This window comes from Serratia symbiotica, assembly GCF_000821185.2.
Taxonomy (GTDB): domain Bacteria; phylum Pseudomonadota; class Gammaproteobacteria; order Enterobacterales; family Enterobacteriaceae; genus Serratia; species Serratia symbiotica.
In genome coordinates, this window is record NZ_CP050855.1 from 3,093,422 (window position 1) to 3,112,008 (window position 18,587).

General features: G+C 54.2%; 12 protein-coding genes, 3 tRNA genes, 3 rRNA genes, 1 pseudogene and 1 riboswitch. Of the genes and pseudogenes, 8 read left to right on the forward strand and 11 right to left on the reverse strand.

Annotation, left to right across the window (positions count from 1 at the left end; genetic code table 11):
* Positions 1 to 59 precede the first annotated feature (59 nt).
* Positions 60 to 887, forward strand: coding sequence for an HTH-type transcriptional regulator HdfR (gene hdfR, locus SYMBAF_RS15320; RefSeq protein WP_040263801.1), 828 nt, complete (start codon positions 60 to 62; stop codon positions 885 to 887).
* A 180-nt stretch (positions 888 to 1,067) separates the two neighbouring features.
* Positions 1,068 to 1,869 (forward strand): annotated as a pseudogene (locus SYMBAF_RS15325) (IS256 family transposase); the annotation flags it as partial.
* A gap of 218 nt (positions 1,870 to 2,087) precedes the next feature.
* On the opposite strand, the gene SYMBAF_RS15330 reads toward SYMBAF_RS15325, so the two are convergent.
* The 6 genes from SYMBAF_RS15330 to SYMBAF_RS15355 form a co-directional block, all read right to left on the reverse strand.
* Positions 2,088 to 2,163 (reverse strand) — tRNA-Trp (locus tag SYMBAF_RS15330).
* Positions 2,164 to 2,216: 53 nt separating this feature from the next.
* Positions 2,217 to 2,293, reverse strand: a tRNA-Asp gene (locus SYMBAF_RS15335).
* Between the two features lie 95 nt (positions 2,294 to 2,388).
* Positions 2,389 to 2,504 (reverse strand): 5S ribosomal RNA (gene rrf / locus SYMBAF_RS15340).
* Positions 2,505 to 2,610: 106 nt separating this feature from the next.
* Positions 2,611 to 5,522 (reverse strand): 23S ribosomal RNA (locus SYMBAF_RS15345).
* Between the two features lie 215 nt (positions 5,523 to 5,737).
* A tRNA-Glu gene (locus SYMBAF_RS15350) sits at positions 5,738 to 5,813 on the reverse strand.
* A 189-nt stretch (positions 5,814 to 6,002) separates the two neighbouring features.
* A 16S ribosomal RNA gene (locus SYMBAF_RS15355) occupies positions 6,003 to 7,544 on the reverse strand.
* The 16S, 23S and 5S rRNA genes sit together here with 3 tRNA genes alongside, the layout of an rRNA operon.
* A 600-nt stretch (positions 7,545 to 8,144) precedes the next feature.
* Between SYMBAF_RS15355 and purH the strand changes: the two genes are divergently transcribed.
* Both purH and purD read left to right on the forward strand, forming a co-directional pair.
* Positions 8,145 to 9,734, forward strand: a complete 1,590-nt coding sequence (gene purH / locus SYMBAF_RS15360; RefSeq protein ID WP_040263803.1) for a bifunctional phosphoribosylaminoimidazolecarboxamide formyltransferase/IMP cyclohydrolase — start codon at positions 8,145 to 8,147, stop codon at positions 9,732 to 9,734.
* A 48-nt stretch (positions 9,735 to 9,782) separates the two neighbouring features.
* Positions 9,783 to 11,066 carry a phosphoribosylamine--glycine ligase gene (gene purD / locus SYMBAF_RS15365; protein ID WP_040263805.1) on the forward strand — a complete coding sequence of 428 codons (1,284 nt, stop codon included), beginning with the start codon at positions 9,783 to 9,785 and terminating at the stop codon, positions 11,064 to 11,066.
* A 44-nt stretch (positions 11,067 to 11,110) separates the two neighbouring features.
* On the opposite strand, the gene SYMBAF_RS15370 is transcribed toward purD, so the two are convergent.
* From SYMBAF_RS15370 to hemE, 5 genes are all read right to left on the reverse strand, one after another.
* The gene (locus SYMBAF_RS15370; protein ID WP_040263807.1) at positions 11,111 to 11,782 is read right to left on the reverse strand and encodes a DUF1481 domain-containing protein; all 672 of its coding nucleotides are present in this window, start codon (positions 11,780 to 11,782) and stop codon (positions 11,111 to 11,113) included.
* Between the two features lie 28 nt (positions 11,783 to 11,810).
* Complete coding sequence (hupA, locus tag SYMBAF_RS15375; protein WP_006708930.1) at positions 11,811 to 12,083, reverse strand: nucleoid-associated protein HU-alpha; 273 nt, start codon at positions 12,081 to 12,083, stop codon at positions 11,811 to 11,813.
* Positions 12,084 to 12,278: 195 nt separating this feature from the next.
* A complete protein-coding gene (locus SYMBAF_RS15380; protein ID WP_040263810.1) occupies positions 12,279 to 12,866 on the reverse strand; it encodes a YjaG family protein in 588 nt (195 codons plus the stop codon).
* 48 nt (positions 12,867 to 12,914) lie between these two features.
* Positions 12,915 to 13,601 carry a deoxyribonuclease V gene (gene nfi, locus SYMBAF_RS15385; RefSeq protein WP_040263812.1) on the reverse strand — a complete coding sequence of 229 codons (687 nt, stop codon included), beginning with the start codon at positions 13,599 to 13,601 and terminating at the stop codon, positions 12,915 to 12,917.
* A gap of 9 nt (positions 13,602 to 13,610) precedes the next feature.
* Positions 13,611 to 14,675 (reverse strand): uroporphyrinogen decarboxylase, encoded by a 1,065-nt coding sequence (gene hemE, locus SYMBAF_RS15390; protein ID WP_040263814.1) that lies wholly within the window; start codon positions 14,673 to 14,675, stop codon positions 13,611 to 13,613.
* Between the two features lie 143 nt (positions 14,676 to 14,818).
* A riboswitch (TPP riboswitch) is annotated at positions 14,819 to 14,943 on the forward strand.
* Between the two features lie 117 nt (positions 14,944 to 15,060).
* Here hemE and thiC point away from each other — a divergent pair.
* Genes thiC through thiS form a run of 4 tightly spaced genes read left to right on the forward strand, consistent with a single transcriptional unit; the run spans position 15,061 to position 18,586 of the window.
* A complete protein-coding gene (thiC, locus tag SYMBAF_RS15395) occupies positions 15,061 to 17,004 on the forward strand; it encodes a phosphomethylpyrimidine synthase ThiC (protein WP_040263816.1) in 1,944 nt (647 codons plus the stop codon).
* Positions 16,997 to 17,647, forward strand: coding sequence for a thiamine phosphate synthase (gene thiE / locus SYMBAF_RS15400; RefSeq protein WP_040263818.1), 651 nt, complete (start codon positions 16,997 to 16,999; stop codon positions 17,645 to 17,647). The genes thiC and thiE overlap by 8 nt, the downstream gene beginning before the upstream one ends.
* The gene (locus SYMBAF_RS15405; protein ID WP_040263819.1) at positions 17,640 to 18,389 is read left to right on the forward strand and encodes a HesA/MoeB/ThiF family protein; all 750 of its coding nucleotides are present in this window, start codon (positions 17,640 to 17,642) and stop codon (positions 18,387 to 18,389) included. The genes thiE and SYMBAF_RS15405 overlap by 8 nt, the downstream gene beginning before the upstream one ends.
* The gene (thiS, locus tag SYMBAF_RS15410) at positions 18,386 to 18,586 is read left to right on the forward strand and encodes a sulfur carrier protein ThiS (RefSeq protein WP_006708923.1); all 201 of its coding nucleotides are present in this window, start codon (positions 18,386 to 18,388) and stop codon (positions 18,584 to 18,586) included. The genes SYMBAF_RS15405 and thiS overlap by 4 nt, the downstream gene beginning before the upstream one ends.
* The last annotated feature ends 1 nt before the right edge of the window (position 18,587 follow it).

The following is an 18,587-nucleotide window of genomic DNA, read 5'->3' on the forward strand; positions in this document are numbered from 1 at the left end:
TTGACATTCTGTAAAACAAAACATTTAAATCTTAACGACAAAAATTTTTGGAGATAGGTGTGGATACCGAATTACTGAAAACCTTTTTAGAGGTCAGTAGAACACGCCACTTTGGCAGAGCCGCAGAATCCTTGTACTTAACGCAGTCTGCAGTCAGTTTCCGCATCCGCCAGTTAGAAAACCAATTGGGCGCAAATTTATTCACCCGTCACCGCAACAATATTCGCCTGACACCCGCCGGTGAGCGGCTACTCCCCTATGCCGAAAGCCTGATAAACACCTGGCAATTGGCGAAAAAAGAAGTAGTGCGAACGTTGCAGCATACTGAGCTGTCGATTGGTGCTACCGCTTTATTATGGGAAGCCTATCTGACCCCCTGGGTACAATCGCTTTATCAGCAGCGCAAGGCGCTCCAGTTAGAAGCCAGGGTGTCGTTAAGGCATTCTTTGGTAAAACAGCTACATGAAAGACAGCTTGATTTACTTATTACCACAGAGCCACCCAAGATGGGTGAGTTGACCAGCCAACTATTGGGCAATTTCTCGCTGCGCCTGTTCTCGGCCAGCCGCTGCGAAAAACAGGCACTGATGCCGTATATCAAACTGGAATGGGGTGCCAACTTTCACCAAGAGGAAAGCAGGATGCAGGCAGGCGATAACGTTCCAATACTCACAACGACTTCCGCGCACCTAACCCGCCAGTTACTAGAAACCACTGGCGGCTGCGCCTTCCTGCCCAGACAATGGGAAAAAGAATATCCGCAGTTGGTCGCAGTCAGTGAGATCCCACCTATCGTCCGCCCATTGTACGCTGTCTGGCTACAGAACAGTGACCAGCAGACATTGATCCGGCAACTGCTGAAAATACCCTTAAATACCGCAGAATGAGGCGCTATAACCGCTTCAGACACCGGTGGCGGTATAAACCAGAAAAATATGCTCATTAAGCCGGTAAAGCAGAACAGTGCCTTGATCTTGGGACTGTTAGAGGAATAACAGAAATCGAGTAGGAGGGAGTGTTAGAAATTCTGTATCATTCCAGTAAAATACCGATAAAATTAATGATATATGTCCCAACCCTTCGATGTTGATAAAGCCCTGAAAGCACTTCAGAATGGTCAGGCTCTGGCAGGTAAAGCGGCATCTTAACCATGCTGATCAAGCAGTTAACCGAAGTGCACTGGCTACTGAGCTCGACTCTCATCCGGCTTAGGGCGTTGAAGCCAAGGTTCGCCAAGAAAAACGGTCAAAACGCCAACCGATGCTTTTGAGCTGGCCACTCTAGGCGACCATAATGGCTCCTTTTAACCTCATCTCATGAAAAAACATCAGACCACGCTGTCCGATAAAATCGAGCGCAAGAACATCGGTATGTTCGCGCTGGATATGAGCTATAAAGACATCAGCCAGGAAATCGAAGATTTATACGCATTTAGTGTCTCCAGTGCCACGCTCAGCGCCGTCACCGATAAAGCTATTCCTGAGCTGAAAAACGGCAGCAACGCCCACTAGAAACGGTGTATCTCCTTGCATGGCTGGATACGATCCACTATAAAATCCGTGAAGACGGGCGCTATCAAAGCAAGGCAGTTTTCCCCGTTTTCTCGCTGGCTCTAGACGGTAAAAAAGAGAGCCTGAGCCTCTATTTGTCTGAAAATGAGGGCGCTAACTTCTGGCTGTCGGTACTGACCGAACTACAAAATCGTGGCGTGAACGATATTCTGATTGCCTGTGTTGATGGCCTGATGGGGTTCCCGGAAGCGATAAACAACATTTACCCAATACAGAAATCCCGTTGTTCGTCATCCACCCGATCCGCAACTCAATTAAATATGTTGCCTCAACGCACCACAAGGCGTTTATGGCTGATTGAAAAGCGGTTTACCCTACGGTATCAAAAGAGGCAGCGGAAACTGTGCTGGATGAGTTGCCGTTCGGCTAACACTTCCCCTTATCGGGTGTGTAGAGGACTTTCACCTCCAAGTCACCGCTTCGGTCACCACAGCCAACCCGGTTGTGCTAACGTGCAACGCGCCATACCCGGCACACAACGAAAGGCCCTTCGCTTTCGCAAAGGGCTATTTAATATGGCAGGGGCGGAGAGACTCGAACTCGCGACACCCGGTTTTGGAGACCGGTGCTCTACCAACTGAGCTACGCCCCTAAATTACGTCTAATATTGCGCCTGCTAAAGTTGGCAGACCTAATTCAATTAGGTGGCGGAACGGACGGGGCTCGAACCCGCGACCCCCTGCGTGACAGGCAGGTATTCTAACCAACTGAACTACCGCTCCTCCGGTTCTTCTACGTTGCATCTCACGATGCCCGCAAAATTGACTTGGCCTATTTTGCGTATTATCAGCGGTCATACTGATAACGTTTATTTGATGCCTGGCAGTGTCCTACTCTCACATGGGGAGACCCCACACTACCATCGGCGCTACGGCGTTTCACTGCTGAGTTCGGCATGGAATCAGGTGGGACCACCGCGCTATCGCCGCCAGGCAAAGTCTGTTTCATTCTCGGCCGTTACTCACGTAACCACCAGAACCAATCTCGGAACTCGCTGAAAATAACTCCACCCCTGCCTATAACACACCTTCGGTGTTGTAAGGTTAAGCCTCACGGCTCATTAGTACTGGTTAGCTCAAAGCATCGCTGCTCTTACACACCCAGCCTATCCACGTCTTCGTCTTAAACGTGCCTTCAGGGACCTCTCAGACCCAGGGAAGACTCATCTCGAGGCCAGTTTCGCGCTTAGATGCTTTCAGCGCTTATCTGTTCCGCACTTAGCTACCGGGCAATGCCATTGGCATGACAACCCGAACACCAGCGGTGCGTTCACTCCGGTCCTCTCGTACTAGGAGCAATCCCTCTCAATCTTCCTACGCCCACGGCAGATAGGGACCGAACTGTCTCACGACGTTCTAAACCCAGCTCGCGTACCACTTTAAATGGCGAACAGCCATACCCTTGGGACCTACTTCAGCCCCAGGATGTGATGAGCCGACATCGAGGTGCCAAACACCGCCGTCGATATGAACTCTTGGGCGGTATCAGCCTGTTATCCCCGGAGTACCTTTTATCCGTTGAGCGATGGCCCTTCCATTCAGAACCACCGGATCACTAAGACCTACTTTCGTACCTGCTCGAGCCGTCACTCTCGCAGTCAAGCCAGCTTATGCCTTTGCACTAAACTCACGATGTCCGACCGTGATTAGCTGACCTTCGTGCTCCTCCGTTACTCTTTGGGAGGAGACCGCCCCAGTCAAACTACCCACCAGACACTGTCCTCACCCCGGGTCACGGGGCAAAGTTAGAACATCAAACATTAAAGGGTGGTATTTCAAGGGTGGCTCCTCGCAGACTGGCGTCCACGATTCACTGCCTCCCACCTATCCTACACATCAAGGCTCCATGTTCAGTGTCAAGCTATAGTAAAGGTTCACGGGGTCTTTCCGTCTTGCCGCGGGTACACTGCATCTTCACAGCGAGTTCAATTTCACTGAGTCTCGGGTGGAGACAGCCTGGCCATCATTACGCCATTCGTGCAGGTCGGAACTTACCCGACAAGGAATTTCGCTACCTTAGGACCGTTATAGTTACGGCCGCCGTTTACTGGGGCTTCGATCAAGAGCTTCGCCTTGCGGCTAACCCCATCAATTAACCTTCCAGCACCGGGCAGGCGTCACACCGTATACGTCCACTTTCGTGTTGGCACAGTGCTGTGTTTTTATTAAACAGTTGCAGCCAGCTGGTCTCTGCGACTGGCTTCAGCTCCCTCCGATACGGAGTTCACCTACATGCCAGCGTGCCTTCTCCCGAAGTTACGGCACCATTTTGCCTAGTTCCTTCACCCGAGTTCTCTCAAGCGCCTCGGTATTCTCTACCTGACCACCTGTGTCGGTTTGGGGTACGATTAAAGGTGACCTGATGCTTAGAGGCTTTTCCTGGAAGCAGGGCATCAACAGCTTCTGCACCTTGGTGCATCGTCATCACGCCTCAGGGTTTCTGTATGGCGTTCCGGATTTACCCAAAACGCCCCCCTACACGCTTAAACCGGGACAACCGTCGCCCGGCCTGCCTAGCCTTCTCCGTCCCCCCTTCGCAGTCACACCCAGTACAGGAATATTAACCTGTTGCCCATCGACTACGCTTTTCAGCCTCGCCTTAGGGGTCGACTCACCCTGCCCCGATTAACGTTGGACAGGAACCCTTGGTCTTCCGGCGAGCGGGTTTTTCACCCGCTTTATCGTTACTTATGTCAGCATTCGCACTTCTGATACCTCCAGCACCCCTCACAGGACACCTTCAACGGCTTACAGAACGCTCCCCTACCCAACAACGCATCAGCGCCGCTGCCGCAGCTTCGGTGCATGGTTTAGCCCCGTTACATCTTCCGCGCAGGCCGACTCGACCAGTGAGCTATTACGCTTTCTTTCAATGATGGCTGCTTCTAAGCCAACATCCTGGCTGTCTGGGCCTTCCCACATCGTTTCCCACTTAACCATGACTTTGGGACCTTAGCTGGCGGTCTGGGTTGTTTCCCTCTTCACGACGGACGTTAGCACCCGCCGTGTGTCTCCCGTGATAACATGCTTCGGTATTCGCAGTTTGCATCGGGTTGGTAAGCCGGGATGGCCCCCTAGCCGAAACAGTGCTCTACCCCCGAAGATGAATTCACGAGGCGCTACCTAAATAGCTTTCGGGGAGAACCAGCTATCTCCCGGTTTGATTGGCCTTTCACCCCCAGCCACAGGTCATCCGCTAATTTTTCAACATTAGTCGGTTCGGTCCTCCAGGTGGTGTTACCCAACCTTCAACCTGCCCATGGCTAGATCACCGGGTTTCGGGTCTATACCTTGCAACTCTTCGCCCAGTTAAGACTCGGTTTCCCTACGGCTCCCCTATGCGGTTAACCTTGCTACAAAATATAAGTCGCTGACCCATTATACAAAAGGTACGCAGTCACACCTCAACGGTGCTCCCACTGCTTGTACGTACACGGTTTCAGGTTCTTTTTCACTCCCCTCGCCGGGGTTCTTTTCGCCTTTCCCTCACGGTACTGGTTCACTATCGGTCAGTCAGGAGTATTTAGCCTTGGAGGATGGTCCCCCCATATTCAGACAGGATGTCACGTGTCCCGCCCTACTCATCGAACTCACAGCCAGTGCATTTTTGTGTACGGGGCTATCACCCTTTACTGCGCGACTTTCCAGACGCTTCCACTAACACACCCGCTGATTCAGGTTCTGGGCTGGCCCCCGTTCGCTCGCCGCTACTGGGGGGATCTCGGTTGATTTCTTTTCCTCGGGGTACTTAGATGTTTCAGTTCCCCCGGTTCGCTTCGTCAAGCTATGTATTCACTTAACGATAGTGTGACGTATCACACTGGGTTTCCCCATTCGGGTATCGCCGGCTATAACGGTTCATATCACCTTACCGGTGCTTTTCGCAGATTAGCACGCCCTTCATCGCCTCTGACTGCCTAGGCATCCACCGTGTACGCTTAGTCACTTAACCTTACAACCCGAAGGTGTCTCACTTCGCATTGCAAACAGGTGAGTGTCACCATGACAGCTTGACCCTTACCCCAATACCTCTACGCAGGGATAAGCTTCAGCCGTCATTTTTCAATTTTCAGCTTGTTCCAGATTGTTAAAGAGCACTATCTCAAACCCGACTCGCAAGTCAGCTTTGAGATAGTCGGTGATAATGTCTTTCACTCATTATCACAATGGCGTCCCCAAGGGGATTCGAACCCCTGTTACAGCCGTGAAAGGGCAGTGTCCTAGGCCTCTAGACGATGGGGACACAGAAATTGCCTGGCAAATCGCTGATTGGCTATTTCCGTGTAAAGGCGCAACTCTGCTGGCAAAGTCAAGCAACCACGGTGTTAACCACTCAGTCGCCTCTAGCGCCTTTCAACGAAAGGGTTTTCTTGCTCATCGACATTCATCAGACAATCTGTGTGAGCACGCCACACAAATCAATATCTTTCGGTAAGGAGGTGATCCAACCGCAGGTTCCCCTACGGTTACCTTGTTACGACTTCACCCCAGTCATGAATCACAAAGTGGTAAGCGCCCTCCCGAAGGTTAAGCTACCTACTTCTTTTGCAACCCACTCCCATGGTGTGACGGGCGGTGTGTACAAGGCCCGGGAACGTATTCACCGCAGCATTCTGATCTACGATTACTAGCGATTCCGACTTCATGGAGTCGAGTTGCAGACTCCAATCCGGACTACGACGTACTTTGTGAGGTCCGCTTGCTCTCGCGAGGTCGCTTCTCTTTGTATACGCCATTGTAGCACGTGTGTAGCCCTACTCGTAAGGGCCATGATGACTTGACGTCATCCCCACCTTCCTCCGGTTTATCACCGGCAGTCTCCTTTGAGTTCCCGACTTTATCGCTGGCAACAAAGGATAAGGGTTGCGCTCGTTGCGGGACTTAACCCAACATTTCACAACACGAGCTGACGACAGCCATGCAGCACCTGTCTCAGAGCTCCCGAAGGCACCCCTCCATCTCTGGAAAGTTCTCTGGATGTCAAGAGTAGGTAAGGTTCTTCGCGTTGCATCGAATTAAACCACATGCTCCACCGCTTGTGCGGGCCCCCGTCAATTCATTTGAGTTTTAACCTTGCGGCCGTACTCCCCAGGCGGTCGATTTAACGCGTTAGCTACGGAAGCCACCCCTCAAGGGCGCAACCTCCAAATCGACATCGTTTACAGCGTGGACTACCAGGGTATCTAATCCTGTTTGCTCCCCACGCTTTCGCACCTGAGCGTCAGTCTTTGTCCAGGGGGCCGCCTTCGCCACCGGTATTCCTCCAGATCTCTACGCATTTCACCGCTACACCTGGAATTCTACCCCCCTCTACAAGACTCTAGCTTGCCAGTCTCAAATGCCGTTCCCACGTTGAGCGCGGGGATTTCACATCTGACTTAACAAACCGCCTGCGTGCGCTTTACGCCCAGTAATTCCGATTAACGCTTGCACCCTCCGTATTACCGCGGCTGCTGGCACGGAGTTAGCCGGTGCTTCTTCTGCGAGTAACGTCAATGCAATGTCTTATTAACACATTACCCTTCCTCCTCGCTGAAAGTGCTTTACAACCCGAAGGCCTTCTTCACACACGCGGCATGGCTGCATCAGGCTTGCGCCCATTGTGCAATATTCCCCACTGCTGCCTCCCGTAGGAGTCTGGACCGTGTCTCAGTTCCAGTGTGGCTGGTCATCCTCTCAGACCAGCTAGGGATCGTCGCCTAGGTGAGCCGTTACCCCACCTACCAGCTAATCCCACCTGGGCACATCTGATGGCGTGAGGCCCGAAGGTCCCCCACTTTGGTCTTGCGACGTTATGCGGTATTAGCTACCGTTTCCACTAGTTATCCCCCGCCATCAGGCAGTTTCCCAGACATTACTCACCCGTCCGCCGCTCGTCACCCAGAGAGCAAGCTCTCTTGTGCTACCGCTCGACTTGCATGTGTTAGGCCTGCCGCCAGCGTTCAATCTGAGCCATGATCAAACTCTTCAATTCAAAGCTTGATATGCTTCAACTTGTGAAGCGCTGCTCAAAGATTTACTGCATGAATGTTACTTCAGGTAGTCACTCTTCAAGACTTGATATTTTTTCGTCCCAACAGGGACGGGATATCGTCTTGTGGAGTGCCCACACAGATTGTCTGATAAATTGTTAAAGAGCGGTAAGTCAGCCGCAGCACGGCGGCAAACTTGAGGTGGCGTATACTACGCGTTCCCTCTGAAGAGTCAAGCCATTATTTTGACTTTTCCCTTGCTGATCCGGCAGCGTATCTGCCGAAATACCGGGCCAGTGGGGGCGCATTATAGGGCGTTCTCGGCAGCCCGCAACAGGTATTTTCAACAAAAACGATTGTTTGCTGCATTCCACAGCAACATCCCACCTTATACCCATTTGCGCACAAACTTATCCACAGGCGCCATTTGCACGGAAAATTTACGAGCGTCACGCAAACGTTTTCGCTACAATCCCCCGCGATAAAAACGTTCCCCCCTTTACGGGAGCGTGACCTTAATTTGTGCCTGACCGCCCCTCATTAAGGTGGAAATTCACGTAACGCTCTTTATATTGCGACTCCAAAAGCCAAGGGATAAAACCATGCAACAACCTCGTCCAATCCGCCGGGCTCTGCTCAGCGTGTCTGACAAAGCCGGTATTGTTGAATTCGCCAAAGCGCTGTTAAGCCGGGGCGTTGAACTGCTCTCAACTGGCGGCACCGCCCGCCTGCTGGCAGAGGCCAATTTGCCTGTTACCGAAGTTTCCGACTATACCGGTTTCCCGGAGATGATGGACGGACGAGTCAAGACCCTGCACCCTAAAATCCACGGCAGCATTCTCGGTCGTCGTGGCAAAGACGACACCATCATGAGACAACACGGCATTAAACCGATCGATATGGTGGTAGTAAATCTGTATCCGTTCGCCCAAACCATAGCGCGCTTGGGCTGCTCACTGGAAGATGCGGTCGAAAACATCGATATCGGCGGCCCAACCATGATACGTTCCGCTGCCAAGAACCATCAAGATGTCGCCATCGTGGTAAAGAGTAGCGACTATGCTGCCATCATTACCGAGATGGATAACAACGGCGGTTCACTGCAATACGCTACCCGTTTCGATCTGGCGATCAAAGCCTTCGAACATACCGCTGCCTATGACAGCATGATCGCCAACTACTTTGGCACGTTAGTGCCAGCCTACCACGGTGATGCCAAACAGCCTTCAGGCCGCTTCCCCCGCACCCTAAACCTTAACTACATCAAACAGCAGGATATGCGCTACGGTGAGAACACTCACCAGCAGGCTGCTTTTTATATAGAAGATAACGTGCGAGAAGCTTCCGTGGCTACCGCTGACCAGTTGCAGGGTAAGGCGCTGTCGTACAACAATATCGCCGACACTGACGCCGCGCTGGAGTGCGTAAAAGAGTTCGCCGAACCAGCCTGTGTGATCGTCAAACATGCCAATCCTTGCGGTGTGGCAATTGGCGACGACATTTTAGCAGCCTACGAGCGTGCTTATCAGACCGATCCTACCTCAGCGTTCGGCGGTATCATCGCCTTTAACCGTGAACTGAACGCCGCAACTGCGCAGGCCATCATCAGCCGCCAATTCGTGGAGGTGATTATCGCCCCCAACATCAGCCAAGAAGCTCGCACAGTGCTGGTGGCCAAACAGAACGTGCGTGTGCTGGCCTGCGGTCAGTGGCAGCATCGCGTTGCCGGTCTTGACTTCAAACGCGTTAACGGCGGTCTGCTGGTGCAAGATCGCGATCTGGGCATGGTGAATGAAGACGATCTTCGCGTAGTGTCTGAGCGCCAGCCAAGCGCACAGGAGTTGCGCGATGCGCTGTTCTGCTGGAAGGTGGCCAAGTTCGTGAAGTCCAATGCTATCGTCTATGCGCGCGGCAATATGACTATTGGTATAGGTGCCGGCCAGATGAGTCGCGTGTATTCAGCTAAGATCGCCGGTATCAAGGCGGCAGACGAGGGTCTGGAAGTGAAAGGTTCTGCCATGGCGTCTGACGCCTTCTTCCCGTTTCGCGATGGCATTGATGCTGCTGCTGCGATCGGCATCACTTGTGTGATCCAGCCGGGCGGTTCGATCCGAGACGACGAAGTGATTGCCGCCGCCAATGAGCATGGCATGGCGATGATCTTCACCGACATGCGCCACTTCCGCCATTAATCCCTTTTATTTCGTGTGCTACGGTGCACGCTATTCGTGGAGCACTTGATGAATATTTTGATTATCGGTAACGGCGGGCGTGAGCATGCGCTAGCCTGGAAAGTTGCCCAGTCGCCGCTGGCGGATAAAGTCTTTGTCGCGCCGGGCAACGCTGGCACCGCACTGGAAGCCAAGCTGGAAAACGTGGCGATCTCTGCCACCGATATCCCGGCACTGCTCGCCTTCGCTCAGAGCCATGATATCGGCCTGACCATTGTTGGCCCAGAAGCGCCGCTAGTGATTGGTGTGGTTGACGCCTTCCAGGCCGCTGGCCTGAAAATCTTCGGGCCTTCGCAGGCAGCCGCTCAATTGGAAGGTTCCAAAGCTTTCACTAAAGATTTCCTGGCACGCCACAACATTCCCAGCGCTGAATACCAGCACTTCACTGAAGTTGAACCGGCGCTGGCTTACGTGCGCAGTAAAGGCGCGCCGATCGTCATTAAGGCCGATGGCCTGGCAGCTGGCAAAGGCGTGATCGTTGCCATGACGCTGGCGGAGGCGGAAGACACAGTGCAAGATATGCTGGCCGGCAACGCTTTCGGTGACGCCGGCCACCGCATCGTGGTGGAGGAGTTCCTTGCCGGTGAAGAAGCCAGCTTTATTGTGATGGTTGATGGTGAACATGTGGTGCCGATGGCCACCAGCCAGGATCACAAGCGCGTCGGCGATGGCGATACCGGCCCGAACACCGGTGGCATGGGTGCTTACTCTCCGGCACCCGTAGTGACTGACGAAATCCACCAGCGCGCCATGGATCAGGTGATCTGGCCAACGGTGCGCGGCATGGCGGCGGAAGGCAATATTTACGTTGGCTTTCTGTATGCCGGGCTAATGATCTCTGCCGATGGTCAGCCGAAAGTGATTGAGTTCAACTGTCGCTTCGGCGATCCAGAAACCCAGCCAATCATGCTACGCCTGCGTTCCGACTTGGTAGAGCTGTGTCTGGCGGGGGCAGAAGGCAAACTGGGCGAGAAAACCTCCGACTGGGATGAACGCCCTGCTCTTGGCGTGGTGATGGCGGCCGGGGGCTATCCGGGCAATTACCACAGCGGCGAGGTCATTCAGGGGCTGTCACAGCAGGAATATGCTGACGGTAAAGTGTTCCATGCTGGTACATGCATGCAGGGTGATGAGGTAGTGACCAGCGGTGGCCGAGTACTCTGTGTGACTGCACTAGGCGCAACGGTGGAACAAGCGCAGCAACGCGCTTATCAGTTGACGGCAGGCATTCAGTGGCCAGGCAGCTTCTGTCGCAAGGATATCGGCTATCGGGCGATCGCACGCGGCAAGTGATCTGAATACCTGACACACTTACAGGCTCCGCACTGCGGGGCCTTTTATAGTTGATCCTCCTTCGGTTCCCAGCGGCAGAAGTCGCCGTTTGCCACCAGCAACAGTGCACGCCCTTTCGGCGCGTCTAACCAGGCGATATTCACCGGTTGGCTGCTGTTGCGCGCACGCTGTTCAATCCAGGCTTCGGAATTGGCACTCAATCCCGGTTTCAACCACCGCCCATCGCAGGTTTGTACCTCACCCCGCAGCCAACGCCCTTGCAACAGTTTCACTTTGCCTGCGCGCAGGGCATCACTTACCTCAAGGAGACGCCGCGCCTGGTACTGATACAGTGCGATTTCGTCGCTGGACAATTGCTCGCGTCGGGTCGCCAGTTGGCGCTGCATAAAGCTCACTGTGCCGTCATCGGCAAAGCGTAGCTGGGTAGAATCCCGACCACCATCGGCGTCGCTACGTTTGATTTGGCGCAGTACGCCGTTTTGGTATTCATACAGCGTGGTGACAGTGCCAGCCCTGCGGTAGGGGCTGTAGACGCTTAGCAGCACCTGTGCGCGATGCTGGTCGTCATCTTTACGCCACAGGCGAATGACCCCCTGATCGGCCACGAAGCCGCTGGCAGTAAAGCGGGGGATATAGGGATGGGAGTTGCAGGCACTCAGGCAGACAGCGATGCCAACAGCCACGAGCACCTGACGGATAAACAAAAGGGGCAACATTGCCCCCTTGTTAAATCTTTTCACCAAATTACTTCACTGCGTCTTTTAGTGCCTTGCCAGAAACGAACGCAGGCACGTTGGCAGCAGCGATTTTAATTTCTTTCCCAGTTTGTGGGTTGCGGCCAGTGCGCTCGCTACGATGGTTTACTTTGAAAGTGCCGAAACCAACCAATTGTACTGCATCACCTTCTTTCAGAGATTCAGTAATAGCAACCAAAGTGGATTCCAGAGCCAGCTTAGCTTGTGCCTTGGAAAGGTCAGCCTTGTCCGCGATTACATCAATCAGTTGAGTCTTATTCATAAGTTATCCTTACAGTGTATTTATCGTTTGCAAAGCACCGAGTGCGACGGATATGCTGATTGACAGCACTTTCCTGCATACACACACCGATAGCCACTTTTTTCAATGCCCTCCCCAAATGTAGACCAGACTGGGTGAGGATGTGAAGCTTTAAGACATGACAAATCAGACGTTAAATCACGTTTTTTTGCCTTATTACGCCAAATTTACCCCAATATTGCTTATTGCGGCTTCTCGGAGGTCATATCGCAACCCTTTGATCAGATCCAAATTACGCTCTTCACAATCGGCCAACAGACGAAAAATCTCCCATTGGATGTCCCATTCTTCTGCTATCGCAGGCAAAACTTTTAACTCATCGTCGGTCATTTCTCTACCGGCCTGCGTCATTTCCAACATCGCCACGGTACGAATTGACGTTTCGCTGATGGTAATGGCGTGCTCCAGCGTTTCCCCGCTGAGACGTGAATGGATCAATTCCCCTAATGCGATACAAGCGTCGATCGCTGGGTAAACACCATAAAGATCGTAATCTTCTACCGAGGGTATCGCCTGTTCCAACTTCTCCAACTGACTATCAAAGTTGACCTTGGCATCCTTGACCACCAACATCTCCCAGACCAAATCCAGAATGCGGCGGTAAATTGCCGGATCGCCGAACGCGGTTTGCTGACAGAACATCTGGTAATTTGGATACATACGCTCACATAAACTAGCCATAAAGGTCAAATGTTGCCAGCTTTCCAACCTTTCCAGACGTAGATGAATCGGGTTACGTAGCATTATTTACTCTCTTACGCGTTAATTGCGCCGCAGTGTACCCGAAATCGCTCATTGCAGCACCTCTAGATGCTGCTGTAGCCAGTGCTGGAAGGCTGGGCGGCGAGAAGCGATGGCATCGGCCCAGCGTGTGGGTTCCGGCAGGCGGTAGCCCGCCATGCAGCGTTGCACCCAAGTCAATGCGCTGTCAGCGCTGATGCGGTGGCCAGTGGCGATAAATAGCGGATTGCAACGCGCCTTACTGCGCCATACCCACCCCAACTGTTCCCCTTTATCTTCCAGCGGGGCCAGCGATCCGGCGGCAGCATCCAGCGGGGCAAACTCGCCGCACAGCCGCTTTTTAGCCACGCCTATGGTTGGCACATCGACCAGCAGGCCGAAATGGCTGGCCACCCCCAGACGGCGCGGGTGCGAGATGCCGTGACCATCGACGAAGATCAGATCGGGCTTTTGCCGCAGCTGCTGCCAGGCGGCTAGTAATGCGGGGGATTCGCGAAACGACAAGAAACCAGGAATATAGGGCATGGTAGTGGCAATGCGGGCGACCTGATATTCCACCAGCTCCAGCGACGGATAGCGCAGGATAGCAATAGCTGCGCGTGTTACTGCTCCTTCCTGCTCAAAGCCCACATCGGCACCAGCGATAAACGCTGGCGGATCAACCAAAAAGTTATCGTCGCGAATGATTTTAGCGGCGCGCCATCGCTGCTCAGCACGTAGCGCTTGGGTATCTATCATGTCCAATCCTTAACAATGGTATTTCGCCGACTGAGCATGCACCGCCTCAACGAACGCGCCAGCGTTGGCCGGCGGCACGTCCTGATGAATGCCGTGGCCCAAGTTGAACACATGGCCTTCACCATGGCCGAAGCCAGCCAAAATGGTTTCCACTTCTTGGCCGATGCGTTCCGGCGTGGCATAGAGCATCGATGGATCCATATTGCCTTGTAGCGCCACTTTATCGCCCACGCGGCGGCGCGCATCGGCAATATCGGTGGCCCAGTCCAAGCCCAACGCATCGCAACCGGTGGACGCCATTGCTTCCAGCCACTGGCCGCCACCCTTGGTGAACAATGTGACCGGCACTCGGCGGCCATCGTTTTCACGCAGCAGGCCGTCGACGATCTTGTGCATATAGTGCAGTGAGAACTCACGGTAATCACGGCCAGTCAATACGCCGCCCCAAGTGTCAAACACCATCACCGACTGCGCACCAGCCTTGATCTGGGCGTTGAGATACAGGATCACGCTGTCCGCCAGCTTGTCGAGCAGTAGGTGCAACGTGGCCGGTTCGGCGTACATCATCTTCTTCAGCTTGGTAAACGCCTTGCTGCTACCGCCTTCTACCATGTAAGTCGCCAGCGTCCACGGGCTACCGGAAAAGCCGATCAATGGCACTTCGCCCTTCAGTTCACGGCGGATGGTACGCACCGCATTCATCACGTAACCTAATTCCACTTCCGGATCGAATAGCGGCAATTTGTCTACATCGGCGCGGCTGGCAATCGTGGAAGAAAAGCGCGGACCTTCGCCAGTTTCGAAATACAGCCCAAGCCCCATGGCATCGGGAATGGTGAGAATATCGGAGAACAGGATTGCGGCATCCAGCGCATAGCGGCGTAGCGGCTGCAGCGTTACCTCACAGGCCAACTCCGCGTTCTTACACAGTGACATAAAATCACCGGCCTGGGCGCGGGTCGCCTTGTACTCCGGCAAATAACGACCAGCCTGGCGCATCATCCATACGGGGGTCACATCCACCGGCTGACACAACAGCGCACGCAGGTAACGATCGTTCTTCAACTCATTCATTTATGAGGCTCCCTTAATCATCTACTCACCATTGTACATTATTCTGCCCATCGCGGTGCCACGCTTGGGCATGCCGATAGATTTCATGCCTTGCAATATACTGGGGATAAGCTTGTAGTTTTTATTCTCCCTCCTATACTGGGGGCATCTTGTCGGAGTGCCTAGCGCCTGATTTATTCAACAAATTGGCCGGGCTGAGACCGTTAATTCGGGATCCGCGGAACCTGATCGGGTTAGTACCCGCGAAGGGAACAAGAGTAATCTATAGCCACAGGCAGGATTTCTCCCGATTTGGGATGCCCCTGCAGCGCCGGCCAGCATCATTACTCCTTCCGAGCTCCAGGCAAGCAACTTTCCCAACCCAACACACTGGAAGGAACTTGCTATGTCTAACGTTAATAACCCCCGCCCCCGTAAAGCGCAACGCGAAGCCGCCCAGCAATTTATCGATACCCTGCAAGGGATGGCTTTTCCCAATTCACGCCGTATCTATCTGCAAGGCTCGCGCAGCGACGTACAGGTGCCAATGCGCGAAATCCAGCTCAGCCCAACATTGATCGGCAATAACGCGGATACCCCGCAGTACCAGCAGAACGAAGCCATTCCGGTGTATGACACTGCTGGCCCCTACGGTGACCCGCTAGCACTGCTTGACGTGCACGCTGGCCTGCCCAAACTACGCGCAGGCTGGATTGAAGAACGCGGCGATAGCACCACCCTGAGCGGGGTCAGCTCCGGTTTCACTCAACAGCGTCTGGCGGATGAGGGGTTAGATCATCTGCGCTTCGAGCACCTGCCGCTGCCACGCAAAGCACAGGCTGGCAAGTGCGTGACCCAATTGCACTATGCCCGCACCGGCATCGTCACCCCGGAGATGGAGTTTATCGCCATCCGCGAGAATATGGGTCGTAATCGCATCCACAGCGAGGTGCTGTGCCAGCAACATCCCGGCCAAAGTTGGGGGGCAAATTTGCCGGAAAACATTACGCCAGAGTTCGTACGTCAGGAAGTAGCCGCTGGCCGCGCCATCATTCCCGCCAACATCAACCACCCGGAATCAGAACCGATGATCATCGGCCGCAATTTTCTGGTGAAGGTCAACGCCAACATCGGCAACTCGGCGGTGAGTTCATCGATCGAAGAAGAAGTGGAGAAACTGGTATGGTCTACCCGTTGGGGCGCAGATACCGTGATGGATCTGTCTACTGGCCGCTATATCCACGAAACTCGCGAATGGGTTCTGCGTAACAGTCCGGTGCCGATTGGTACGGTACCGATCTATCAGGCATTGGAGAAAGTCAACGGCGTAGCGGAAAACCTAACCTGGGAGATGTTCCGCGATACGCTGCTGGAGCAGGCGGAGCAAGGGGTTGATTACTTCACCATTCACGCCGGAGTGCTGCTGCGCTATGTGCCAATGACCGCCAAACGTTTGACCGGCATCGTCTCGCGCGGCGGGTCGATCATGGCGAAGTGGTGTCTGTCACATCATCAGGAAAATTTCCTGTATCAGCATTTCCGTGAGATCTGTGAGATCTGCGCCGCCTATGACGTTTCGCTATCGCTCGGCGATGGCCTGCGCCCAGGCTCGATTCAGGACGCCAACGATGAAGCGCAATTCGCTGAGCTGTACACCCTGGGCGAACTGACCAAAATAGCCTGGGAATATGATGTACAGGTGATGATTGAAGGCCCCGGACATGTCCCGATGCAGATGATCCGCCGCAATATGACCGAAGAGCTAGAGCACTGCCACCAAGCGCCATTCTATACCCTCGGCCCGTTGACCACCGATATCGCTCCCGGCTATGACCACTTCACCTCCGGCATCGGTGCAGCGATGATCGGCTGGTTCGGCTGCGCTATGCTGTGCTACGTCACGCCAAAAGAGCACCTCGGCCTGCCGAACAAAGAAGACGTAAAACAAGGGTTGATCACCTACAAGATCGCCGCCCACGCCGCCGATCTGGCCAAGGGGCATCCGGGCGCGCAGATCCGCGACAACGCCATGTCCAAAGCCCGCTTCGAATTCCGTTGGGAAGATCAGTTCAACCTGGCGCTTGATCCTGACACTGCCCGTACCTACCACGATGAAACCCTGCCACAGGGATCCGCCAAGGTAGCCCATTTCTGTTCCATGTGCGGCCCGAAGTTCTGCTCGATGAAAATCTCGCAGGAGGTGCGCGATTATGCCGCCGCTCAGGAGGTTGCCCAACCGATCGAAGTACAGTTAAACGGCATGGAGAAAATGTCCGCCGAGTTCCGCTCTCACGGCAGCGAGCTGTATCACCGCACCAGCAACCTGCGAGAGGAAATGAGCAATGACTGATATCACTACCCCGTTCCCCGACACGCCGCACAAATTGGGATTGTACCCAGTGGTCAACAGCGTTGAATGGATCGCCCGTCTGCTGGATGCTGGCGTCACCACGCTTCAACTACGCATTAAGGATCTGCCGAGTGAACAGGTGGAAGAGGATACCGCCACTGCCATCGCTTTGGGTAAGCAATATGGGGCGCGGTTGTTCATCAATGATTACTGGCAACTGGCGATCAAACACCGTGCCTATGGTGTACACCTCGGCCAGGAAGATTTGGATAGCGCCGATCTGCTGGCCATTCATCGTGCTGGGTTGCGGCTGGGGGTATCTACCCATGATGACACCGAGCTGGCGCGCGCTATTGCGCTAAAACCCTCGTATATCGCATTAGGGCACATCTTTGCGACCCAGACCAAAAACATGCCCTCAGCGCCACAGGGATTGAGCGCGCTAAAACGCCACATCACCAGGCTGCCTGGATACCCGACGGTAGCGATCGGTGGGATCAACCTCGACCGCGTGCCAGCAGTGTTGGCATGCGGCGTTGGCAGCGTGGCGGTAGTCAGTGCCATTACCAAGGCACCGGATTGGCGCGCGGCTACGGCTGAGTTGTTGCGGCTGATTGAGGGCGAGGTGTGGTCTGATGCTTAACGATCAAGAATTCCTACGCTACAGCCGCCAGTTGTTACTGGAGGACATCGGCCCAGAGGGTCAGGAAAAGCTCAAACGCGCGACGGTACTGATCGTCGGCCTAGGGGGGCTAGGTTCCCCGGCATCATTGTATCTAGCTGCCGCTGGCGTTGGTACGCTGCTGTTGGCCGACGATGACAAGCTGCACGTCACTAACCTGCAACGCCAGATCCTGTACCACAGTGCTGACACCGCTAAAGGCAAAGCCGCACTGGCGCAACGTCAGTTACAAGCGCTGAACCCACTGGTAAAATCCATTCCGCTGGCACAACGGCTAGAGGGGCAATCGCTGCGTGATGCTATTGCCCGCGCTGACCTGGTGCTGGACTGCTGCGATAACATGGCAACCCGCCATGCAGTCAACGCCACCTGCGTAGCGGCCAGCAAACCGCTGATCAGTGGCAGCGCAGTGGGGTTCGGCGGTCAACTGCTGGTGATAGAACCCCCTTATGAACATGGCTGCTACGCCTGCTTGTACCCTGAACAAACCGAGCCACAGCGTAGCTGCCGCACCGTGGGCGTACTTGGCCCGGTGGTCGGGGTGATCGGCACCTTGCAGGCGTTGGAAGCCATCAAAACGTTAGCAGGCGTGCCTTCAGCGCTCAGCGGCAAGCTGCGCCTGTTCGACGGTAAACAGCAAAACTGGAGTACTCTACAACTCAGCCAAGCCAGTGACTGCCCGATATGCAGAGGCAAGATATGAAGATCATACTCAATGATCAGCCGCTGGAGCTGACACAGCCGCTCAGTGTTACCGCCCTACTTGAGCAACTGGAACGCCACCAGCCGGGTAGCGCTTTGGCGATCAATCAAACCATCATCCCACGCACCGACTGGCCTTACCATCTGGTACAGGACGGCGATGACATCCTGCTGTTTCAAGCGATTGCTGGAGGCTGAC

What these genes read in the sequence shown, in the direction of transcription:
- purH (WP_040263803.1), top strand. Translation starts at nt 8,145, where the DNA reads ATGCAACAACCTCGTCCAATCCGCCGGGCTCTGCTCAGCGTGTCTGAC.
- purD (WP_040263805.1), top strand. Translation starts at nt 9,783, where the DNA reads ATGAATATTTTGATTATCGGTAACGGCGGGCGTGAGCATGCGCTAGCC.
- SYMBAF_RS15370 (WP_040263807.1), bottom strand. Translation starts at nt 11,782, where the DNA reads ATGTTGCCCCTTTTGTTTATCCGTCAGGTGCTCGTGGCTGTTGGCATC.
- hupA (WP_006708930.1), bottom strand. Translation starts at nt 12,083, where the DNA reads ATGAATAAGACTCAACTGATTGATGTAATCGCGGACAAGGCTGACCTT.
- SYMBAF_RS15380 (WP_040263810.1), bottom strand. Translation starts at nt 12,866, where the DNA reads ATGCTACGTAACCCGATTCATCTACGTCTGGAAAGGTTGGAAAGCTGG.
- nfi (WP_040263812.1), bottom strand. Translation starts at nt 13,601, where the DNA reads ATGATAGATACCCAAGCGCTACGTGCTGAGCAGCGATGGCGCGCCGCT.
- hemE (WP_040263814.1), bottom strand. Translation starts at nt 14,675, where the DNA reads ATGAATGAGTTGAAGAACGATCGTTACCTGCGTGCGCTGTTGTGTCAG.
- thiC (WP_040263816.1), top strand. Translation starts at nt 15,061, where the DNA reads ATGTCTAACGTTAATAACCCCCGCCCCCGTAAAGCGCAACGCGAAGCC.
- thiE (WP_040263818.1), top strand. Translation starts at nt 16,997, where the DNA reads ATGACTGATATCACTACCCCGTTCCCCGACACGCCGCACAAATTGGGA.
- SYMBAF_RS15405 (WP_040263819.1), top strand. Translation starts at nt 17,640, where the DNA reads ATGCTTAACGATCAAGAATTCCTACGCTACAGCCGCCAGTTGTTACTG.
- thiS (WP_006708923.1), top strand. Translation starts at nt 18,386, where the DNA reads ATGAAGATCATACTCAATGATCAGCCGCTGGAGCTGACACAGCCGCTC.